Origin of the sequence: Streptomyces sp. IMTB 2501 (assembly GCF_001953885.1) — a bacterium.
Classification (GTDB): Bacteria; Actinomycetota; Actinomycetes; order Streptomycetales; family Streptomycetaceae; genus Streptomyces.
The window spans coordinates 169,875-189,481 of sequence record NZ_MQUS01000006.1; the positions used below are offsets into that span (position 1 = coordinate 169,875).

21 protein-coding genes and 1 pseudogene are annotated in these 19,607 nt (G+C 71.0%); 14 read left to right on the top strand and 8 right to left on the bottom strand.

Annotated features, from left to right (window positions below):
• The first annotated feature begins 5 nt into the window (after positions 1-5).
• Complete coding sequence (locus AV521_RS12940; protein ID WP_076087738.1) at positions 6-1,442, top strand: aldehyde dehydrogenase family protein; 1,437 nt, start codon at positions 6-8, stop codon at positions 1,440-1,442.
• Positions 1,435-2,340, top strand: coding sequence for an aldehyde dehydrogenase family protein (locus tag AV521_RS12945; RefSeq protein WP_076087740.1), 906 nt, complete (start codon positions 1,435-1,437; stop codon positions 2,338-2,340). The genes AV521_RS12940 and AV521_RS12945 overlap by 8 nt, the downstream gene beginning before the upstream one ends.
• A 91-nt stretch (positions 2,341-2,431) precedes the next feature.
• On the opposite strand, the gene AV521_RS12950 is transcribed toward AV521_RS12945, so the two are convergent.
• Complete coding sequence (locus AV521_RS12950; RefSeq protein WP_076087742.1) at positions 2,432-2,812, bottom strand: hypothetical protein; 381 nt, start codon at positions 2,810-2,812, stop codon at positions 2,432-2,434.
• Between the two features lie 355 nt (positions 2,813-3,167).
• Between AV521_RS12950 and AV521_RS12955 the strand changes: the two genes are divergently transcribed.
• Entirely contained in the window at positions 3,168-3,821 is a 654-nt protein-coding gene (locus AV521_RS12955) for a response regulator transcription factor (protein ID WP_076087744.1), read from the top strand.
• A gap of 174 nt (positions 3,822-3,995) precedes the next feature.
• Positions 3,996-4,193, top strand: coding sequence for an acyl carrier protein (locus AV521_RS52645; RefSeq protein ID WP_371917032.1), 198 nt, complete (start codon positions 3,996-3,998; stop codon positions 4,191-4,193).
• A gap of 142 nt (positions 4,194-4,335) precedes the next feature.
• Here the strand turns inward: AV521_RS52645 and AV521_RS52650 are convergent.
• Positions 4,336-4,950: pseudogene (locus AV521_RS52650) on the bottom strand (FAD-binding oxidoreductase); the annotation flags it as partial.
• Positions 4,901-5,938, bottom strand: coding sequence for a DUF5937 family protein (locus AV521_RS12965; protein WP_256725528.1), 1,038 nt, complete (start codon positions 5,936-5,938; stop codon positions 4,901-4,903). The gene AV521_RS12965 and the pseudogene AV521_RS52650, both read right to left, overlap by 50 nt.
• A gap of 47 nt (positions 5,939-5,985) precedes the next feature.
• Between AV521_RS12965 and AV521_RS12970 the strand changes: the two genes are divergently transcribed.
• Entirely contained in the window at positions 5,986-7,203 is a 1,218-nt protein-coding gene (locus tag AV521_RS12970; protein WP_076087748.1) for an MFS transporter, read from the top strand.
• Positions 7,204-7,316: 113 nt separating this feature from the next.
• Entirely contained in the window at positions 7,317-7,952 is a 636-nt protein-coding gene (locus AV521_RS12975; protein ID WP_256725529.1) for a uridine kinase, read from the top strand.
• Positions 7,953-8,128: 176 nt separating this feature from the next.
• Here AV521_RS12975 and AV521_RS12980 read toward each other — a convergent pair whose 3' ends face one another.
• Positions 8,129-8,869: a SigE family RNA polymerase sigma factor gene (locus AV521_RS12980; protein WP_076087752.1), complete on the bottom strand. Its 741-nt coding sequence runs from the start codon at positions 8,867-8,869 to the stop codon at positions 8,129-8,131.
• 239 nt (positions 8,870-9,108) lie between these two features.
• On the opposite strand from AV521_RS12980, the gene afsQ1 reads away from it, so the two are divergent.
• From afsQ1 to AV521_RS13005, 5 genes are all read left to right on the top strand, one after another.
• Complete coding sequence (afsQ1, locus tag AV521_RS12985; protein ID WP_107480897.1) at positions 9,109-9,786, top strand: two-component system response regulator AfsQ1; 678 nt, start codon at positions 9,109-9,111, stop codon at positions 9,784-9,786.
• Entirely contained in the window at positions 9,783-11,444 is a 1,662-nt protein-coding gene (locus tag AV521_RS12990) for a HAMP domain-containing sensor histidine kinase (RefSeq protein ID WP_256725530.1), read from the top strand. Before afsQ1 ends, AV521_RS12990 begins: the two co-directional genes overlap by 4 nt.
• Positions 11,441-12,043 carry a hypothetical protein gene (locus AV521_RS12995; protein ID WP_076087756.1) on the top strand — a complete coding sequence of 201 codons (603 nt, stop codon included), beginning with the start codon at positions 11,441-11,443 and terminating at the stop codon, positions 12,041-12,043. The genes AV521_RS12990 and AV521_RS12995 overlap by 4 nt, the downstream gene beginning before the upstream one ends.
• A gap of 212 nt (positions 12,044-12,255) precedes the next feature.
• On the top strand, positions 12,256-12,831 hold the full coding sequence (locus AV521_RS13000; RefSeq protein WP_076087758.1) for a VanZ family protein: 576 nt from the start codon (positions 12,256-12,258) through the stop codon (positions 12,829-12,831).
• 80 nt (positions 12,832-12,911) lie between these two features.
• Positions 12,912-13,112, top strand: a complete 201-nt coding sequence (locus tag AV521_RS13005) for a PspC domain-containing protein (protein WP_076087760.1) — start codon at positions 12,912-12,914, stop codon at positions 13,110-13,112.
• 81 nt (positions 13,113-13,193) lie between these two features.
• Here the strand turns inward: AV521_RS13005 and AV521_RS13010 are convergent, their stop codons facing one another.
• Both AV521_RS13010 and AV521_RS13015 read right to left on the bottom strand, forming a co-directional pair.
• Complete coding sequence (locus AV521_RS13010; protein ID WP_076087762.1) at positions 13,194-13,613, bottom strand: hypothetical protein; 420 nt, start codon at positions 13,611-13,613, stop codon at positions 13,194-13,196.
• 149 nt (positions 13,614-13,762) lie between these two features.
• Positions 13,763-14,950 (bottom strand): adenosine deaminase, encoded by a 1,188-nt coding sequence (locus AV521_RS13015; protein ID WP_076087764.1) that lies wholly within the window; start codon positions 14,948-14,950, stop codon positions 13,763-13,765.
• A gap of 145 nt (positions 14,951-15,095) precedes the next feature.
• On the opposite strand from AV521_RS13015, the gene AV521_RS13020 reads away from it, so the two are divergent.
• Complete coding sequence (locus AV521_RS13020; RefSeq protein WP_076087766.1) at positions 15,096-15,857, top strand: alpha/beta fold hydrolase; 762 nt, start codon at positions 15,096-15,098, stop codon at positions 15,855-15,857.
• A 21-nt stretch (positions 15,858-15,878) separates the two neighbouring features.
• Here the strand turns inward: AV521_RS13020 and AV521_RS13025 are convergent, their stop codons facing one another.
• Complete coding sequence (locus tag AV521_RS13025; RefSeq protein ID WP_076087768.1) at positions 15,879-16,841, bottom strand: LysR family transcriptional regulator; 963 nt, start codon at positions 16,839-16,841, stop codon at positions 15,879-15,881.
• A 62-nt stretch (positions 16,842-16,903) separates the two neighbouring features.
• On the opposite strand from AV521_RS13025, the gene AV521_RS13030 reads away from it, so the two are divergent.
• On the top strand, positions 16,904-18,199 hold the full coding sequence (locus AV521_RS13030) for an MFS transporter (protein ID WP_079249231.1): 1,296 nt from the start codon (positions 16,904-16,906) through the stop codon (positions 18,197-18,199).
• Positions 18,200-18,318: 119 nt separating this feature from the next.
• The gene (locus tag AV521_RS13035; protein ID WP_076087769.1) at positions 18,319-19,332 is read left to right on the top strand and encodes a sigma-70 family RNA polymerase sigma factor; all 1,014 of its coding nucleotides are present in this window, start codon (positions 18,319-18,321) and stop codon (positions 19,330-19,332) included.
• Here AV521_RS13035 and AV521_RS13040 read toward each other — a convergent pair.
• A complete protein-coding gene (locus AV521_RS13040) occupies positions 19,216-19,602 on the bottom strand; it encodes an STAS domain-containing protein (RefSeq protein ID WP_076088032.1) in 387 nt (128 codons plus the stop codon). The genes AV521_RS13035 and AV521_RS13040 overlap by 117 nt on opposite strands.
• Positions 19,603-19,607 lie beyond the last annotated feature (5 nt).

The following is a 19,607-nucleotide window of genomic DNA, read 5'->3' on the forward strand; positions in this document are numbered from 1 at the left end:
TCAACATGGCTTCCGTATTCGAGTACGCACCGGCGCCCGAGTCCCGCTCCGTCGTCGACATCGCCCCCTCCTACGGCCTCTTCATCGACGGCGAGTTCGCCGAGGCGGCCGACGGCAAGGTCTTCAAGACCGTCAGCCCCAGCACGGAAGAGGTGCTGTCCGAGATCGCCCAGGCCGGCGAGGCGGACGTCGACCGCGCGGTCAGGGCCGCCCGCAAGGCCTTCGAGAAGTGGTCCGCGCTGCCCGGCTCCGAGCGCGCCAAGTACCTGTTCCGCATTGCCCGGGTCATCCAGGAGCGCAGCCGTGAGCTGGCCGTCCTGGAGACGCTGGACAACGGCAAGCCGATCAGGGAGACCCGCGACGCGGACCTCCCGCTGGTCGCCGCGCACTTCTTCTACTACGCGGGCTGGGCCGACAAGCTCGGCCACGCCGGGTTCGGCCCCGCGCCGCAGCCGCTGGGCGTGGCCGGCCAGGTCATCCCCTGGAACTTCCCGCTCCTCATGCTGGCCTGGAAGATCGCCCCGGCCCTCGCGACCGGCAACACGGTCGTCCTGAAGCCCGCCGAGACGACCCCCCTGTCCGCCCTGTTCTTCGCGGACATCTGCCGCCAGGCGGGCCTGCCCAAGGGAGTCGTCAACATCCTCCCGGGCTACGGCGACGCGGGCGCGGCGCTCGTCGCGCACCCCGACGTCAACAAGGTCGCCTTCACCGGCTCCACGGCCGTGGGCAAGGAGATCGCGCGGACCGTCGCGGGCACCCGCAAGAAGCTCACCCTCGAACTGGGCGGCAAGGGCGCCAACATCGTCTTCGACGACGCCCCGATCGACCAGGCCGTCGAGGGCATCGTGACCGGCATCTTCTTCAACCAGGGCCAGGTCTGCTGCGCGGGCAGCCGTCTGCTGGTGCAGGAGTCGATCCAGGACGAGCTGCTGGACTCGCTCAAGCGCCGTCTGTCCACGCTCCGCCTCGGCGACCCGCTGGACAAGAACACCGACATCGGCGCGATCAACTCGGCCGAGCAGCTGGCCCGGATCACCACGCTGGCCGAGCAGGGCGAGGCGGAGGGCGCCGAGCGCTGGTCCCCGTCCTGCGAACTGCCCACCTCCGGCTACTGGTTCGCCCCGACGCTGTTCACGAACGTCACCCAGGCGCACACCATCGCCCGCGACGAGATCTTCGGCCCGGTGCTGTCGGTCCTCACCTTCCGCACGCCGGACGAGGCGGTCGCCAAGGCGAACAACACGCAGTACGGCCTGTCGGCGGGCATCTGGACCGAGAAGGGCTCGCGGATCCTGGCCGTCGCGAACAAGCTGCGCGCCGGTGTCGTCTGGTCCAACACGTTCAACAAGTTCGACCCGACCTCGCCGTTCGGCGGCTACAAGGAGTCGGGCTTCGGCCGCGAGGGCGGCCGCCACGGCCTGGAGGCGTACCTCGATGTCTGAGAAGACCGAAAAGACCGAACCGCGACTGTCGGTCTTCAAGACCTACAAGCTGTACGTCGGCGGGAAGTTCCCGCGTTCCGAGAGCGGCCGGGTGTACGAGGTGACCGACTCGAAGGGCAAGTGGCTGGCCAACGCACCGCAGTCCAGCCGTAAGGACGCCCGTGACGCGGTCGTGGCCGCGCGCAAGGCGTCCGGCGGCTGGTCCGGGGCGACGGCGTACAACCGCGGCCAGGTCCTCTACCGCGTCGCGGAGATGCTGGAGGGCCGGCGCGAGCAGTTCGTGCGCGAAGTGGCCGACGCGGAGGGTCTGTCCAGGTCGAAGGCGGCCGCGGTCGTGGACGCGACCGTCGACCGCTGGGTCTGGTACGCGGGCTGGACCGACAAGATCGCCCAGGTGATCGGCGGCGCCAACCCGGTCGCGGGCCCGTTCTTCAACCTCTCCTCGCCCGAGCCGACCGGCGTGGTCGCCGTTCTGGCCCCGCAGGAGTCGTCCTTCCTGGGCCTGGTGTCGGTGCTGGCCCCGGTGATCGCCACCGGCAACACCGCGGTCGTGATCGCGAGCGAGCGGTCCCCGCTCCCGGCGCTCTCCCTGGCCGAGGTGCTGGCCACCTCCGACGTCCCCGGTGGCGTGGTCAACGTCCTGTCCGGCCGTACGGCGGAGATCGCGCCGTCGCTCGCCGCCCACCAGGACGTCAACGCGATCGACCTCGCGGGCGCCGACGAGGCGCTGGCGAAGGAGCTGGAGATCGCGGCGGCCGACAACCTGAAGCGGGTGCTCCGTCCACAGCCTGTGGATTACGTCGAGACGCCGGGTATCGAGCGGATGACGGCGTTCCTGGAGACCAAGACGGTCTGGCACCCGACGGGGTCGCTGGGCGCGTCCGGCTCGTCCTACTGAGTCCACACCGAGGCCGTACGACGGCCCGCACGACCGAGAGCCGCGCCTTCCCTCCGTCCGGGGAAGGCGCGGCTCTCTCGTCCGCGGACCGCTACTCCATTCCTGCCATGCCGCCCAGCACTCCGCCGAGCCCCTCCGCCACCGGAGCGACACCGATCGGACCCGTCCGGGCGAGCGGACCGGTCAGGCTGCCGAGGTCGCCGTCGTCCACCGGGAGGACCCGGGTGTGGGCGACCGGGGTGTACTGGAGCGCCTGGAGGGGGACGGCGGCGTAGTCGGTCAGCCCCGGCACCTGGGTGCCGGCCTGCGGGGCCATCGCCCCGAGCGAGGCGGGCTGCCCGGCCGCGTCCGTGGCGCGAGCGGCGTCCGCGGACGCTGTCGCCACGCCCGCGCCCAGCGCCGCGCCCGCGGTCGCGAGGGCGATCAGGGCACGCCAGGCAGTCGGGTTCTTGCAGGACATGTGTTGAGACATTGCTGGTGCCACCCTTGGATGCACTGAGTAATGCGGTCGATACGAAGGGTAGTTGAGAGAGTCGTGCGCGCAAAGTCGACGCACGGACTGAAGTGATCATGGACACGTGGGTCCGGAATCCAGGGATCATCCAGTCGACTTACCGCCTCAAGTGCCTTACGCTCTCGCACTGGACACGAGGCGGGACGCGACCGCGTCCCACCAAACAACAGCCCGTCAAACTCAGATGGGCTTCGATATTGTGTCGGGGGACATGACTGTGCAGACAGTCGATCAAAGTATCGAACAATACAGGGAAAAACGTAGGACCGAATCCGATCTGACCGTCCGTTGGGGTGCCAACGACCTCGTGGCAATGACCGACCCCACCGCGGTCTGCGAGGAACTGAAGCGCGGGCTCGCCGATTTACCGCACACCCGCTCCGGTGTGCTGCTTGCGGGCCGTTTCGCCGTCGAGACCGTCACCTATCCGGCCTCCGACTTCTCCCGCTTCGTGCGCACCGAAATCATCGAACAGGGGCACGGCCTACGGCTGCTGCTCACCCGGGCAGACACCATGGAACTGGGCGGCCGCTCCCTGCGATGTCTCGCCGGGAACGGGCACGCGTTCGTACGCGTTTCCTCCGCACCGGTGCCCCACCTTGCCTTCCTGGGCACCGAACTGGCCCTCGTGCACGCCGGCGCTCGCGACGGCCATCCGCAGATCCTGGTCGCCCGCCGGGAGGCCACGGCCGCCCTGCACCAGTACCAGCAGGTGCTGTGGGGGCACGCCGCCGAGCTGGCTCCGGCCGGTCGCCCCGCCCGTTCGCCACAGATGGACCAGATCCAGTTGGGCGTCCTGCGGATGCTCGGCTCGGGCATGAAGGACGACACCGCCGCCCGCCAGATGAACATGTCCGTCCGCACCTATCGCCGCCACGTCGCCGCGATCCTGAAGACCCTGGACGTCAACACCCGCTTCGAGGCAGGGCTGAGGTCCGCGGAACTCGGCCTGCTCTCCCTGAACTGATCCTCCAGCGCGACACCAGGGCTGCCGGTGGCATGTTTATGCCGAGTTTCGTGTCCGGCAGCGCTTGCTGACCCGTTCGATCGCCTCATAACTTGATCAGCAGATCACCGCCCCTGCGCACAGGCGTTGAATGTTTCCGAGGTTCGTCTCTACGACAACTTCCTGGAACTCGGCGTGGATTCGCTCGTGGCCACCCGAATCGTGGCGGTATTGCGCAGCCGGTTCGGCGTGGATATTCCACTGCGCAGCGTCTTCGAGTTTCCGGTTCTGGGCGAATTCGCCGAGTCCGTCGTTCCAGCGAGTCCAACGCCCGCAGCCGGGACACCAGGGCGACGGCCGACTCCAGCGAATCCAGCGCCACCAGGGCGGTGACCCGCTCCGGGAGGTGCGGCACCAGACGCAGCCGGGCCCGGGTGATCACGGCCAGCGTGCCCTCGCTGCCGACCAGCAGGTTGGTGAGGTCGTATCCGGTGTTGTCCTTGGGCAGCCCGCGCAGCCTGTCCAGCACAGTGCCGTTGGCCAGGACCGCCTCCAGCCCGACCACGTTGGCGCGGGTGGCGCCGTAGCGTACGACGCGCTCCCCGCCCGCGTTGGTGGCGATCATGCCGCCCAGGGTCGCCGAGTCCCTGGCCGCGAGGTCGACTCCGAACTCCAGGCCCTGGGCGGCGACCTGCCGCTGCAGATCGCCGAGCACCGTGCCGGCGCCCACCGTCACCTGCCGCACCGCGGTGTCGACCGGTCCGATGCCGTCGAGCCGCCGCAGCGACAGGACCACCTCGGTGCCGGCGGGGCCGGGGACCGAGCCGCCGACCAGCCCCGTGTTTCCGCCCTGGGGGACGACCGGGACTCCGCCATCGAGACAGATCCGCACCACCTCGGCCACCTCGGCGGTGTCGGCGGGGCGGACCACCAGCCGGGAACGGCCGGCGTAACGGCCGGTGAAGTCGGTCTCATAGGCGGCTCGCAGGGCGGGGTCGCTCAGCACGTGGGCCGGTCCGACCACGGCCGAGAGCTGGTGAGCGAGTCGATCGGATGTCACGGTGGACCAGCCATTCCTGTCGGGGCAACTCCCTCGAATCCTATGGAGAAACAGCAGAAAGCAGTGACTCGGCGACCGATGTGCGGGCATAGAGCACGAAGCGGCCCGCCCGGTGGGCACTGACGAGTCCGGCGTCCCGCAGCGCCGTGAGGTACTGGGACACCGCGGCGGGCGAGAGCCCGGTGCGGCGGGCCAGTTCAGTGGTGGACGCGGGGGCCGCCAGCTCGCTCAGCAGGAGCGTGCGCGAGCGGCCGAGTACGGCGGCGAGAGCATCGCTCCTGGTGACGGGCCGGGAGTCCCACAGGGCACCGACGCCGCGTGCCGGATAGGCGAGTTGCGGCGGCTCCGGCAGCCGCACCCGGGTGAGCAGGCCCGGACCGGCGAAGGCCGAGGGAACCAGCAAAAGCCCCGCACCCGCCGTCTGCCGGGTGAGCCGGCGCCGGCGGCGGACCAGCCGCAGCGCGTTGTCGTCCCACCGCACCGAGTCGTGCAGATCGTTGAAGAGGTGTCCCGCACCGTGCTCGGCGACCTGCCGGGCCCGGTGGAAGACGTCGGCGTCGAGCACGGCCCGGATCCGGGCCCAGTAGGGTGCGAGCGCCAACTCCCAGTACTGCTCGATCTCTTCGGCGACGCGGGGCAGGCGGGCCGCCGGGTCGTCGTGCAGGCTCCGCAGCCGGGCCCCCGGGGCGCCCCGATGGCCGTGCAGGTGATCGAGGTCCTGGCGGATCCGCAGGTCGGGGACGGCGAGGATCTCGCTGAGCTCCTCCGCGAGGGTCGGGGCGGGCCCGGCGGGGGCCGGGTTGAGGAAGTCGGGGAGATACCCCGAGGGCGGGATCAGTTCGGCGAGCCATCCCTGGTCGAGCCCGGCCGCAGCCACCCGAGGCCGTACCTGCTCGGCCCAGGTCCGGTGCACGGGGTGCGCGACGTGGGAGCGCAGCAACCGGAAGCTGGTCACGACCTCCCACATCGGCGAGACGGCGAACCGCATCTGTGCCAGATCGCTCGCCGAGAACGCCAGCTCCGCCAGCGCGACCACCCCCGTGGATTCAGGACTCGGTGTCCCCGTGGATTCAGGCATCTCCGAATCAATGGCGGTCAGCGTAACGCGCGGCAATGATCCCGGGCATGCTCTCCACCTTCAGCGGCCTGCCCCGGACGGCCTGGATCGTCTTCGCCGGCACGATCGTCAACCGGCTCGGCTTCATGGTCACCCCGTTCCTCGTGTACTACCTGGGCTCGCGGGGGATCAGCACCTCGCAGGTCCCCTACGTCCTGGGCGCCCTGGGCGCGGGCAACCTCGTCGGCCCGATGCTCGGCGGGTTCCTGGCGGACCGGTGGGGACGACGGCCCACCATGGTGACCGGGCTGGTCGGCGTGGCCGTCTCGCACGGGCTGTTGTTCTCCGCGCCGAACGTCGTGTTCCTCGCCCTGGCGGCCGTCCTGCTCAGCAGCATGGGCAGCATGGTCAGCCCGGCCTCCTCCGCGATGGTCGCCGAGTCGGTGGGCGAGGAGCGCCGCCGGGCGGCGTTCTCGTTGGTCCACTGGGCGGTCAACATCGGCACCGCGGGTGCCGGCATGCTGGGCGGCTTCCTCGCCACGCAGGGCTACTGGCTGCTGTTCCTGGTCGACGCCTCCGGCTCGCTCGCCTACGCCGTGATCGCGGCGACGCTGCTGCCCGCCGGGTCCCGGACCAGGCCCGCGGCCGCCACCGGGGGAGCCGGATACGGGGTGGTCTTCCGGGATCCGCTGATGCGGATGCTGCTCCCGCTGTTCGGCGTGACGATCGCGATCTACTCGCTGACCGAGGCCGGCCTGCCGCTCGCGATCCGCGACGACGGGCTGCCGCCCACGACCCTGGGCCTGATGGCCACCCTCAACGCCGTGCTGGTCGTCGTGCTGCAGCCGCTCGCGACGTCCCTGTTCTCCCGCATCCCTCAGCTGGTGGTGTACGTCACGGCCAGCTCCCTCATCGCCGTCGGCGTGGCCCTGACCGGCGTCGCCAACAGCACCTGGGCCTATGCGGCAACCGTGGTGGTGTGGTCGATGGGCGAGGCGTCCATCGGCGGCATCCACGCCTCGATCGTCCAGAGCATCGCCCCCGCCCACGCCCGCGGCCGCTACCAGGGCGCCTTCCAGTGGTCCTGGGGCATCGCCCGGTTCCTCGCCCTGACCGTGGGCACCGCCGTCTACGCCCATGCCGCGCCCGCCGTCCTGTGGTGGTTCAGCGCCATCGCGGGCGTGGGCGCCGCGCTCGCCGTGGGCTCCCTCGCCCCTGTGATCAACCGACGCACGGCCGCCCCCGAACCGGTGGTCCGGCCCGACGCGGATCCGGTCGCCTCGTGACGGACGGGACGCACAGCGGCTCGAACCGGGGATAATGGCTCGGAGCCGGCCGGCGGGAGCGGGAGCACCGCCAGGGCCGGGAGACGAGACCGCAGGTGAGAAGGATCGCTGAATTGGCTTCCCAGCCGCCCATAACCGCCCGTGTCGTGCTGCTGTGCGGTCCCTCGGGCTCGGGCAAGTCACTCGTCGCCGCCCGTTCCGGGCTCCCCGTGCTGCGCCTCGACGACTTCTACAAGGAGGGCGACGACCCGACTCTGCCACTCGTGGACGGGAGTTCGGACATCGACTGGGACCACCCGCGATCCTGGGACGCGGACGTGGCGGTCGAGACCATCGCCCGGCTGTGCGCCACCGGGTCGACGCCGATACCGGTGTACGACATCGCGCAGAGCGCCCGTACGGGCGAAGAGACGCTGCACATCGGCCGTACCCCGCTGTTCGTCGCGGAAGGGATCTTCGCCGCGGAGATCGTCGAGCGCTGCCGTGAGCGGGGGCTGCTGGCGGACGCGCTGTGTCTGACCCGGGGTTCCGTCACCACCTTCCGCCGCCGCTTCCTGCGCGACCTGAAGGAGGGGCGCAAGTCGGTGCCGTTCCTGCTGCGCCGCGGCTGGCGGCTGATGCGCACGGAACGGTCGATCGTCGCCCGCCAGGTGTCCCTGGGCGCGCATCCGTGCGGCCGGGACGAGGCGCTGGGCCGGCTGGCGGCGGCAGCGGCAGGTCGGCAGGCGCGTCAGCAGACGGTGGCGTAAGGCCGCCCCCTGCGCGCGAAGCGGGACTGGACAGGCCCCCCGGCCCTCCAGTCCCGCTCCTGTTGCTCCCCCGTCTCCCCCGTTCCCCTCCCTCGTCCGTCCCCCGTGGGTCCACCCCCCAGTGGCCCCCGTTTTCCCCCGTGTCCCCCCGGGTCACCCCCCAGTGACCCCGGCCTTCAGGCGACCAGCTCGCCGAAGGCGTTTTCCTCGTCACGGCCGAAGCTGAGGACCTCGTCCTCGCGCAGCCGGCGGAGCGATCGCCAGATGCTGGACTTCACCGTGCCGACACTGATGTCGAGGATCTCCGCGATCTCCGGGTCCGTACGGCCCTCGTAGTAGCGCAGGACCAGCATGGTGCGCTGGAGCTCGGGCAGCCGGGCCAGCGCCTGCCACAGGACCGCGCGCAGCTCGGTGCCGCGCATCGCGTCCGTGTCGGAGGGCGTCTCCGGCAGTTCCTCGGTCGGGTACTCGTTGAGCTTGCGGCGCCGCCAGGCGCTGATGTGCAGGTTGGTCATGGTGCGGCGGAGGTATCCGCCGACCGCCGCCTTGTCGCTGATCCGGTCCCACGCCTTGTACGTCGAGAACAGCGCGCTCTGCAGCAGGTCCTCGGCCTCGAAGCGGTCACCCGTCAGGTGGTAGGCGGTGGCGTACAGGGAGGCGCGGCGCTCCTGGACGTAGGCGGTGAACTCCGCCTCCGTCAGGGAACGGCGCTGCTCCCCCGAGTCCTCCCTGTACGCGGATCCCCCGTGCGTCTCCCCCGTGTGCGTGTCAACCACCGTCATGTACGCGGTGTGCTGACGCCCGGTGCCGCGAGCGCACCCCCGCCCGCTCACGGCACCGGACTTCTCGGAACCCCGGTGCACGTCGTGCAGACGCGTGATTACGGCGCTGGTGCTGATGCTGTGCAGCGTGTTCATCTCGCGCTCCCCGTCGTGGACTTGCGGTGGTTCGGTCTCGCCGGGCCGGTTCGGTCGCCCGCCCTGCCCGTGACCAAAAGACTGCCGGGGTGACTTCATGGCCGTGTCCGTCGACTGTCACAGACCTGTCACAGGGGCCCCGCCCAGGACCGTCACAGGAGGCGCACAGATCGTGGCGGCAGGAAAGGCCTGGTGCGTGCAGGTCGTACGACACCCGGTCCATGGGCCAGAATGAGCGGGTGCCTTCCCTGTTGCTGATCGAGGACGACGACGCGATCCGGACGGCCCTGGAGCTATCGCTGACGCGCCAGGGCCACCGGGTGGCGACCGCTGCCAGCGGTGAGGACGGTCTGAAACTGCTCCGCGAGCAGCGGCCCGACCTGATCGTGCTGGACGTCATGCTGCCCGGCATCGACGGCTTCGAGGTGTGCCGGCGCATCCGGCGCACCGACCAGCTGCCGATCATCCTGCTGACCGCGCGGAGCGACGACATCGACGTCGTGGTCGGACTGGAGTCCGGGGCCGACGACTACGTCGTCAAACCCGTCCAGGGCCGGGTCCTGGACGCCCGGATCCGGGCCGTGCTGCGGCGCGGGGAGCGCGAGTCCAGCGACTCGGCGACCTACGGCAGCCTGGTCATCGACCGCTCGGCGATGACCGTGACGAAGAACGGCGAGGATCTTCAGCTGACCCCGACCGAGCTGAGGCTGCTGCTGGAGCTCAGCCGGCGGCCCGGTCAGGCGCTGTCCCGCCAGCAGCTGCTGCGGCTGGTGTGGGAGCACGACTATCTGGGTGACTCGCGTCTGGTGGACGCGTGTGTGCAGCGGCTGCGCGCCAAGGTGGAGGACGTGCCGTCGTCCCCGACCCTGATCCGCACCGTCCGTGGTGTCGGCTACCGCCTGGACACTCCTCAGTGACCGACAGGCAAGGGGGGCTGCGCGGCTGGGCCGCGGGGCGCAAGGGAAATCTGTCGCGGCTCAGGTTCACCAGCCTCAGGCTGCGTCTGGTCGTCGTCTTCGGACTGGTGGCCCTGACGGCCGCCGTGTCGGCGTCGGGCATCGCCTACTGGCTGAACCGGGAGGCGGTGCTCACCCGCGCCCAGGACGCGGTGCTGCGCGACTTCCGGCAGGAGATGCAGAACCGCGCGGGCGCGCTGCCGGAGCACCCCACGCAGGACCAACTCCAGCGTGCTGCGGGCCAGATGGCGGCCAGCAGCCAGCGCTTCAGCGTGCTCCTGGTCGCCGAGGACGCCCACGGCAAGACCGTGTACGGCAACTCGGGCGGCATCAACGGCTTCTCGCTGGAGGACGTGCCGAAGTCGCTGCGCAAGGCCGTGAACAAGCAGCAGACGGTGTCCGACACCAACAAGGATCCGTACCACCTGTACTGGCAGCGGGTCGTGGACCACGGCACGCCGTACCTGGTGGCCGGTTCCAAGGTGATCGGCGGCGGTCCGACCGGCTACATGGCCAAGTCCCTGGAGCCGGAGGCGAAGGACCTCGACTCGCTGGCCTGGTCGCTGGGCATCGCCACCGGGCTCGCGCTGATCGGTGCCGCGCTGCTCGCGCAGGCCGCCGCCACGACCGTGCTGAAGCCGGTGCACCGGCTGGGTGTCGCCGCCCGGCGGCTCGGCGAGGGCAGGCTGGACACCCGGCTGCGGGTGTCCGGCACGGACGAACTCGCCGATCTCTCACGGACGTTCAACAACGCGGCCGAGGCGCTGGAGCAGCGGGTCGCGGAGATGGCCGCGCGGGACGAGGCGTCCCGCCGTTTCGTGGCCGACATGAGCCATGAGCTGCGCACACCTCTGACGGCGATCACCGCGGTGACGGAGGTGCTGGAGGAGGAGCTGGAGGCGGAGTCGGGGTCGATGGACCCGATGATCGAGCCCGCCGTCCGGCTGGTCGTCAGCGAGACTCGCCGCCTCAACGACCTGGTCGAGAACCTGATGGAGGTCACCCGCTTCGACGCGGGCACCGCCCGGCTGGTCCTGGACGATGTCGACGTCGCCGACCAGATCACCGCGTGCATCGACGCCCGCGCCTGGCTGGACGCCGTCGAACTGGACGCCGAGCGCGGCATCCACGCCCAGCTCGATCCGCGCCGGCTGGACGTCATCCTCGCCAACCTGATCGGCAACGCGCTCAAGCACGGCGGGTCGCCGGTGCGGGTGTCGGTGCGGGTGGCAGACGACGACATGGTGATCCAGGTCCGCGACCACGGCCCCGGCATCCCCGAGGACGTCCTGCCGCACGTCTTCGACCGCTTCTACAAGGCGAGCGCCTCCCGGCCGCGCTCCGAGGGCAGCGGTCTGGGCCTGTCCATCGCCATGGAGAACGCCCACATCCACGGCGGCGAGATCACCGCCGCCAACTCGCCCGACGGCGGCGCGGTGTTCACCTTGCGACTGCCGCGGGACGCCTCCCGGCTGACGGAGGAACCCGACGACGGCGGGAAGACCGACAGCGGCGCCACGGGGAATTCAGAAAGCTCGGGAAACTCAGGGAAGTCAGGAAATCCGGGAAGCACCGGAAACACGGGAGGCTCGGGATGTTCAGGAGAGGAGGGGTCATGACCGTACGACGCATGCTGGCGCTGCCCCTCCTCGGCCTGCTGCTCAGTGGCTGCGGCATCCGGGCCACGCAGGTGCCGACCGACTTCGGCGCCGCGCCCTCGCGGGTGCCGTGCTCGCTGGCCGGACCTGAGCGCTCCACGCAGGGCCCGCAGGGCGTGCCCGTGCAGGTCTTCCTGCTCTGCGGGTCGTCCCTGGTGGCCGTCGACCGGACGGTACGCGTCCCTGTGGGCACCCCGGACGCCCGGCGCCGGGTGATCGTGGCGCAGGGCATGCTGGACCAGCTCGCGGCGTCCCCGTCGGCCGCGGAGCGCTCCGCCGGCTACACGACGTACGTTCCGGGCGCCCTGAGCGTGAGCGGACCGCACCGCGGGGACCCCGAGGACGCGCTCCGCCTGAGCACGCCGCCCTCCCGTCTCCCCTCCTACGCCCTGGCCCAGCTGGTGTGCACCCTGTCCGACTCGGCGGCGACGGAGGGCGACGGCTCGGTCATCCTGGGCGGCCCCGACACCGGCCCCCTCCACCGCTACGAGTGCACCTCCGACGTCCGCGACCGCCCCGGCAGGACGCCCCCGCCGTCCGGCGAGGTCGCGGGCAGGTAGCAGGGTTCCCAGGCCGACGGGGGCCGTGTTTGACATGCGGCCACCGCCACGCGGACGCGACCAGCCACCACACACCCACAGTCGCCGACGACCAGCGCCCCCCAGCAACCCCAGCCCAGCCCAGCCCAGCCCAGCCCAGCCGCAGCGCAGGGTACCCAAGAAGTGCAGGCTTCCCCGGAACCGCCAAGGCCGAGCGCCGCGTCTTGGCTGGCGTGCAGCTTCAAGGCTCCATCGGCGACAGCGCCGCGATCCGCATCAGGGCGACAGGCGGCATCCTCCTCGTCGCCCACCTCGCTTTAGTCGCCTGGCTGATGCTGCGCCCCCTGAACGTGCCCTGGGTGACACCTCCCAACGTGCATCCGCTGGCCGGCATCCGCGCCGACCTGGCGCTGGGCTGGCCGCGGGCCGCGAGGCCCATCGGCGAAGGCCTGGCCCTGCTCGCCCCGCTGGGCGTACTGCTGCCGATGACCCACGGCAGGCTCACCGTCTCGCCGCTCGCCTCCCTGATCCGTACGACCGCCGCCGGCGCCCTGGTCTCCACCGGCATCGCCCTGCTGCAGACCGGCGTGCCCGGCAGGGTGGTGGACGTCGACTCGCTGCTGCTCAACACCGCCGGCGTCCTCCTGGCCCACCTGCTCGTCGTCCCCGCGGGCCGCGCCCGGCTGCGCAGGCGGGCACGGCAGTTGAGCGCCGACGACGCCGAGGCCCGGAACCGGACCGGAACCGTCCAGGAGGAGCTGTCTCAGGGGCGTACCCCGACGATTCCCAGGGTCGGAATAGCTCCGTAGAGTGACGCTTCGTCCGCTTCGTCTCCGTATCGTCGAAAACAGCTGAAGGACAGCGAATCGACGACCACGGAGGAGCCGTCATGACCGCCCTTGCCCGTCCCACCCACGGCCGCATGATCGGCGGAGTGTGCGCAGCGCTGGCCAGGCGCTTCGGCACTTCCGCGACGACGATGCGGGTGATCTTCCTGCTGTCCTGCCTGCTGCCCGGCCCGCAGTTCCTGCTCTACATAGCGCTGTGGATCCTGCTGCCCGCCGAGGACAAGACCCGTACCGCCTGGTGACCGCCGTGCGCCCAACGCCGTCGGGGCGCTCCCGGACCGGACCGGAGCGCCCCGACGGCGTAGGACGGCAGGCGATGAGCCTCAGCCGAGCGAGACCGCCTTCGGCAGCCCCTGCGTGGGCAGACCCTGGGTGGGCAGACCCTGCGTCGGCAGATTCGGCGCCGACACGTTCGGCGCCGACAGTCCGCCGATGCGGCTGTGGAGCGGCGTGGCCGGCCCTCCCTGCAGCGCGTTCTCGACGGCGGGCTGCGTGGCGGCCACCCCGGCGCCCAGGGCGTCCTGCCCACGGCTGATGGCGTCCTGCCCACGGCTCGTCAGGGCGTCGGCGGCAGCCGGCTGTGCCATGCCGACGTTCTCGCCCGGCAGGTTCTGGGTGACGGTGTCCAGCGCAGGGGTCGCGTTCGGGACGGCCGCGGCCGCGTTGGCCGCGCCCGCACCGAGCGCGGCGAAGGCGGCACCGAGAGCGGCGACACCGAGGGTCCTGGCAGCGGAGTGCTTCATGGTAAATGCATCCTTGAAACGAGGGGACGGGCGAACAAAAACGATGAACGGTCCTCGACCGTAAACAGGCCCGATCAGCCGCCGCAAACACCGAAATGCGGACGGGTTGTGAATGCCTTGTTCACAATCCGGACCCCGCCCCACCGCTCTTATCCCTCAACCCCGCCAGAAGCCCTGGTCGAGACCGTCTGCTGAAACAGCCATTCGGATTTCAGCTCCGCATATCCGGGCTTGACCACGTCATTGATCATCGCCAGCCGTTCATCGAAAGGAATGAACGCCGATTTCATGGCATTGACGGAGAACCACTGCAGATCGTCGAGCGTGTAACCGAAGGCCTCGACGAGATGCGCGCATTCCTGACTCATACTCGTGTGCGACATCAGCCGGTTGTCGGTGTTCACGGTGGCCCGGAAATGCAGCCGGCGCAGCAGCCCGATCGGGTGCTCGGCGTAGGAGGGCGCGGCCCCGGTCTGCAGATTCGAGCTGGGGCACAGCTCCAGCGGGATCCGCTTGTCGCGGACGTACGACGCCAGCCGGCCGAGCCGCACCGAGCCGTCCTCACGGACCTCGATGTCGTCGATGATCCGTACGCCGTGCCCGAGCCGGTCGGCACCGCACCACTGCAGCGCCTGCCAGATGGACGGCAGTCCGAAGGCCTCGCCGGCGTGGATGGTGAAGTGGTTGTTCTCGCGCTTGAGGTACTCGAAGGCGTCCAGGTGCCGGGTGGGCGGGTAGCCGGCCTCGGCGCCGGCGATGTCGAAGCCGACGACGCCGGAGTCCCGGTAGCGGTTGGCGAGTTCGGCGATCTCCAGGGAGCGGGCCGCGTGCCGCATGGCGGTCAGCAGGGCGCCGACCCGGATGCGGTGGCCGCCCTCCCGGGCGAGCCGCTCACCCTGCCGGAACCCTTCGTTGACGGCCTCGACCACCTCCTCCAGGGTCAGCCCGCCCTCCAGGTGCTGCTCGGGGGCGTAGCGCACCTCGGCGTAGACGACACCGTCCTCGGCGAGGTCCTCGGCGCACTCCCGGGCCACGCGGACGAGCGCCTCCCGGGTCTGCATCACGGCGACGGTGTGCTTGAAGGTCTCCAGATACCGTTCCAGCGAGCCGGAGTCGGCGGCCTCGCGGAACCAGATGCCCAGCTTGTCCGGATCGGACTCGGGAAGCTCCGAGTAGCCGCTCTCCTGGGCGAGTTCGACGACGGTTCCGGGGCGGAGCCCGCCGTCGAGATGATCGTGCAGCAGAACCTTGGGCGCGCGGCGGATCTGGTCCGGCGTCGGAACGTGCGCCGGGACACTCGCCGAGACGGCCCCGGTCGGTGCGGTCTCGCTCGTCATCTCCGCACTGTAACGCCTACGCGCGTAGAGGGCCCGGTGAACGCGTCGGCTCTTTCACAGCACTTTTCCGACGCTTTCCCGTCGATACGCAACGGTGACCGCATGTACGGGTTTCGGACACCGCACCTTCTGACACTGTTCTGTCATGGGACAGCAAGCGACACCGGTCCGAACGGCCGGGCTGGGGAAGGCGGTCGGCACGGCGCCGACGGCGGTGAGCGGAGCGGTCCTGCTGCTCCCCGGCGGGGAGGAGATCTCCGCCCGCAGGCCGTCCCCTGTATGGGCGACGATCACGCTGCGCTCACTGGGCCGACGGCTCGCTCGCGCAGGGCGGGTGGAGGGGCTGGCTGTCCATACGGTCCACTACCGGTACCGGGGCTGGAACGGCAGCGAGGCCCATCTGGCGGCGGACGCGGAGTGGGCCGCCGACGAGGTCGTACGACGGTACGGCGATGTTCCCGTATGCCTGGTCGGGTTGGACATGGGCGGACGGGCGGCGCTGCGGGCGGGCGGCCACGAAGCCGTCAACTCCGTTGTGGCACTGGCTCCTTGGCTCCCCGAGGACGATGTGGCCGCGCCCGCCGAGCCGGTGCGGCAGCTGGCGGGCCGCCGGGTGCTGATCGTGCACGGCACGAACGACGAACGGACCGATCCCGAGCTGTCGTTCCGGTACGCGGAGCGGGCGAAGAAGGCGAACCGGGAGGTGTGCCGGTTCGAAGTGCACTCCGATGGACACGGGATGAGCGGTCATCGGGATGAAGTGGGCTGTCTGGCGGTCGACTTCATGATGGGGGCGCTGTTCGGGCACCATGTGTCGCGGCCTGTCGAGGATGCGCTGGCCGCTCCGCCGCCCATCGGGCTTCGGATGCCGTTGGCTGTGGGGTTCGGTAAGTCGCTGAAGCGGTAGGGCCCGGGCTGTTCTGTGGTGTCAGGCCGGCAGCAGGTTGCCCCTTCTGGAGAGCAGGAACTTCTTGAACGCGGCCACCGGTGGGGTGTCCGGGCGGCCTGCCAGCCACGCCACGCCGATCTCCCGGACCGCCCTCGGGGCTGTCACCGTCAGTTCCACCACCCCCGGTCTCGGGACCGTGGGCGGAGGCAGGAGAGCGACCCCCAGGCCCGCCGCCACCAAGCCCCGCAGCGTCTCGGCCTCCTCTCCGTCGAAGGCGACGCGGGGGCGGAAGCCGGCCTCTTGGCACAAGGCGTCGAAGATGCGCCGCAAGCCGTAGCCGGGTTCCAGGGTGACGAAGGTTTCCTCGGCCGCCTCGGCGAGGCGGACGCGGCGGCGGGTGGCGAGGCGGTGGTCGGCGGGGACGACCAGGCGGAGTTTCTGCTCGTCGAGGCGGCGGGCGACCAGGTCGGGGGCGTCGGGCACCGGTGAGGTGAGGCAGAGGTCGAGTTCGCCGGCGCGCAGGCGTTCCAGCATGGCCTCGCCGTAGTTCTGGACCAGGCTGAAGCGGACGCGCGGGTGGTCGGCGCGGAAGGCGTGGAGGAGGCCCGGGACCGTCTCGGCGCCCATGGTGTGCAGAAAGCCGAAGGCGACCTTTCCGGCGGCCGGGTCGGCGTCGGCGCGCACCTCCTCGGCGGCCCGCTCGACCTCGGCGAGGGCGCGTTCGACGGAGCCGAGGAACGTGCGGCCGGCGGGGGTCAGGGACACCGTACGGCCGTGCCGGGCGAACAGGTCGACGCCCAGGTCCTGCTCCAGGCGGGCCATCGCACGGGAGAGGGTGGACTGCGGGACGTTCATCTCGTGGGCGGCCCGGGTGACGTGCTCGGTGCGGGCCACGCCGGCGAAGTACGCGAGGCGGGGCGCGAGCACCCTCGACATCTCAGACATGTCTTCTGTGTCACTGTTCAGTGACAGGCGAGGCTGTGAGCTTTGCTGATGCGCCATGGGAACGATTATGGCCGTTCCATGCATTGGACGGATGAATGGGCCGTACATACGGTCGAGGCATGTCTCCCGCCAGTACCGGGGCGTCCACCACCGTGGACGCCGCAACGCCCGTCCCGTCCGTCGACGCCACCGATTCCGACACCCGAATGACCCCGGGCGGCCCCGGCTACCGCCGGATGAGCCTCGCCCTCTTCCTCGCCGGAGTCGCGACCTTCGCCCTCCTGTACTCCACCCAGGCCCTGCTCCCGCTGATCTCCGGTGAGTTCGGGGTCGAGGCGAGCGAGGCGAGCTGGACCGTGGCGGCCGCGACCGGCGGGCTGGCCCTGTTCGTGCTGCCGATGAGCGCCCTGTCGGAGCGCTACGGCCGCCGTACGGTGATGACGGCCTCGCTGGCGGTCGCGGTCGCCGTGGGGCTGCTGGTGCCGTTCGCGCCGTCGATCGGCGCGCTGGTGGTGCTGCGGGCGGTGCAGGGCGCGGCGCTGGCCGGTCTGCCCGCCTCGGCGCAGGCCTATCTGGCCGAGGAGGTCCGGCCGAAGGCGCTGATCACGGCGATCGGCCTGTTCGTCGCGGGCAACAGCGTCGGCGGCATGAGCGGCCGGGTGATCACCGGCTGGGTGGCCCAGGAGTGGGGCTGGCGGGTCGCCGTCGGGGTGATCGGCGTGATCGCCGTGGGCTGCGCGGTGGCGTTCCGGCTGCTGCTGCCGGCTCCGCGGCACTTCAAGGCGGGCTCGCTGCGGCCCCGGATCCTGCTCGGCACGGTCCGCGACCATCTCGCGAACCCGCTGCTGCGGCGCCTGTACGCGATCGGCGCGCTGTTCATGACGGTGTTCGGCGGGGTCTACACGGTGATCGGCTACCGGCTGACCGAGGCGCCGTTCGGGCTGCCGCAGGGCATCGCGGGCTCGATCTTCCTGGTCTATCTGGTGGGCACGGTCTCCGCCTCCGTGGCGGGCCGGCTGGTGGGCCGCCTCGGCCGCCGGGGCGCGCTGTATCTGGCGGGCGGTACGACGGCGACGGGTCTGCTGCTCTCCCTGGCTCCCGCGCTGCCGCTGGTCCTGCTGGGCCTGGTGCTGATCACGGCGGGCTTCTTCGCGGGCCACGCGGTCGCATCCTCGGCGGTCAGCAACACGGCCGCCCACGGCCGCGCCCAGGCCTCGGCCCTGTACCAGTCCATGTACTACATCGGCTCCAGCGTCGGCAGCACGGTGGGCGCGATGGCGTTCCACGCGGACGGCTGGGCGGGCACGGTCGGGGTCGGACTGCTGGCGGTGCTGGGCGTGGTGACGATCACGGTGCTGGGCACGCGGGCGGCTCGGGTGGCGGCGCGGGGTCCGCTCGCGGCCGACGCCCACTGAGGCGCCCCCTCCACGACCTGCGCTTTTGCGCGCTCCAGGCGCCATTGTCAGTGCCCTGCGGTAGCTTCCCAAGTGGCGCGTAGGAGCGTCACAGGACCGGCCACAGGGGTGGGTGGACGATGGGAAACGGCACGGCGACGGCGGACCTCGACGTCGCACTGGAGAAACACCGGACCGAGCTGACCGGGTACTGCTACCGGATGCTCGGCTCCTCCTTCGAGGCTGAGGACGCGGTGCAGGACACCCTGGTGCGGGCCTGGCGGAGCTACGACAAGTTCGAGGGCCGCTCCTCGCTGCGCTCGTGGCTGTACCGGATCGCGACGAACGTGTGCCTGGACATGCTGACGGCGGGCAACAAGAGGGCGCGGCCGATGGACCTCACCGAGTCGACGCCGCTCGCCCAGGTGGCGCTGTCCCCCCGCCCGGACAACACCTGGCTGGAGCCGATGCCGGACGCGCGGGTGCTGCCGACGGCCGGCGACCCGGCGGAGGCGGCGGTCGCCAAGGAGTCGGTCCGGCTGGCCTTCATGGCGGCCCTGCAGCAACTGCCGCCCAAGCAGCGGGCGGTGCTGATCCTGCGCGAGGTGCTGGCCTGGAAGGCGAGCGAGGTCGCCGAGCTGCTGGGCACCTCGGTCGCGTCGGTCAACAGCGCGCTGCAGCGGGCGCGGGCCACGCTCGCGGAGCGCGCGGACGCGGGTGACGAGGGCGCGGTGTCGGACCCGCTGGACGAGGAGCAGCAGAAGCTCCTGGAGCGGTACGTCAAGGCCTTCGAGGGCTACGACATGACGGCGCTGACAGCCCTGCTCCACGAGGACGCCGTCATGACGATGCCGCCGTTCGACCTGTGGCTGCGCGGCCCGGCCGACATCACCGGCTTCATGACGACGCTCGGTGCCTCCTGCGCCGGCTCGCGGCTGCTGCCGGTGCAGGTCAACGGCCTGCCGGGGTTCGCGCACTACAAGCCGGACGAGGAGAAGGGCGGCTTCAGTCCCTGGGCCGTGCAGGTGCTGGAGGTGTCAGACGGCCGGATCACCGGTTTCCACTGCTTCCTCGACACCAAGCGGTGGTTCCCGCTCTTCGGCCTGCCCCTCCACCTGGAAGCGGAGCCCGACGAGGTCGAGAAGGGCGAGTAGCGCGGGGTCGGGGTCCCGCAACCGGATCCGCCCGCCGTCCCGGCGGGCGGTCAGCTCCAGCCGCGCCAGCAGATCCACGACGCCCAGCCCCGGCGGCCCGAGCCCGCCCACATCGCACACGACGACACGCTCCCCGCCACCCGCCAGCATCATCCGCACCTGCTCACACAGCCCCGCCGCCTCGCCCCGGGCGACGGGGCCGGGCAGCACGAGCACGGCAGACCTCTCGGCTTCCACGAGCGGTAGACCGCCACTCCGAGGCGAACTCATCGGCT

What these genes read in the sequence shown, in the direction of transcription:
- AV521_RS12945 (WP_076087740.1), top strand. Translation starts at nt 1,435, where the DNA reads ATGTCTGAGAAGACCGAAAAGACCGAACCGCGACTGTCGGTCTTCAAG.
- AV521_RS12950 (WP_076087742.1), bottom strand. Translation starts at nt 2,812, where the DNA reads ATGTCTCAACACATGTCCTGCAAGAACCCGACTGCCTGGCGTGCCCTG.
- AV521_RS12955 (WP_076087744.1), top strand. Translation starts at nt 3,168, where the DNA reads ATGACCGACCCCACCGCGGTCTGCGAGGAACTGAAGCGCGGGCTCGCC.
- AV521_RS12965 (WP_256725528.1), bottom strand. Translation starts at nt 5,938, where the DNA reads ATGCCTGAATCCACGGGGACACCGAGTCCTGAATCCACGGGGGTGGTC.
- AV521_RS13025 (WP_076087768.1), bottom strand. Translation starts at nt 16,841, where the DNA reads ATGGCGCATCAGCAAAGCTCACAGCCTCGCCTGTCACTGAACAGTGAC.
- AV521_RS12970 (WP_076087748.1), top strand. Translation starts at nt 5,986, where the DNA reads ATGCTCTCCACCTTCAGCGGCCTGCCCCGGACGGCCTGGATCGTCTTC.
- AV521_RS13015 (WP_076087764.1), bottom strand. Translation starts at nt 14,950, where the DNA reads ATGACGAGCGAGACCGCACCGACCGGGGCCGTCTCGGCGAGTGTCCCG.
- AV521_RS13035 (WP_076087769.1), top strand. Translation starts at nt 18,319, where the DNA reads ATGGGAAACGGCACGGCGACGGCGGACCTCGACGTCGCACTGGAGAAA.
- AV521_RS13010 (WP_076087762.1), bottom strand. Translation starts at nt 13,613, where the DNA reads ATGAAGCACTCCGCTGCCAGGACCCTCGGTGTCGCCGCTCTCGGTGCC.
- AV521_RS13005 (WP_076087760.1), top strand. Translation starts at nt 12,912, where the DNA reads ATGACCGCCCTTGCCCGTCCCACCCACGGCCGCATGATCGGCGGAGTG.
- AV521_RS13020 (WP_076087766.1), top strand. Translation starts at nt 15,096, where the DNA reads ATGGGACAGCAAGCGACACCGGTCCGAACGGCCGGGCTGGGGAAGGCG.
- AV521_RS12940 (WP_076087738.1), top strand. Translation starts at nt 6, where the DNA reads ATGGCTTCCGTATTCGAGTACGCACCGGCGCCCGAGTCCCGCTCCGTC.
- AV521_RS13030 (WP_079249231.1), top strand. Translation starts at nt 16,904, where the DNA reads ATGTCTCCCGCCAGTACCGGGGCGTCCACCACCGTGGACGCCGCAACG.
- AV521_RS12995 (WP_076087756.1), top strand. Translation starts at nt 11,441, where the DNA reads ATGACCGTACGACGCATGCTGGCGCTGCCCCTCCTCGGCCTGCTGCTC.
- AV521_RS12980 (WP_076087752.1), bottom strand. Translation starts at nt 8,869, where the DNA reads ATGAACACGCTGCACAGCATCAGCACCAGCGCCGTAATCACGCGTCTG.
- AV521_RS13040 (WP_076088032.1), bottom strand. Translation starts at nt 19,602, where the DNA reads ATGAGTTCGCCTCGGAGTGGCGGTCTACCGCTCGTGGAAGCCGAGAGG.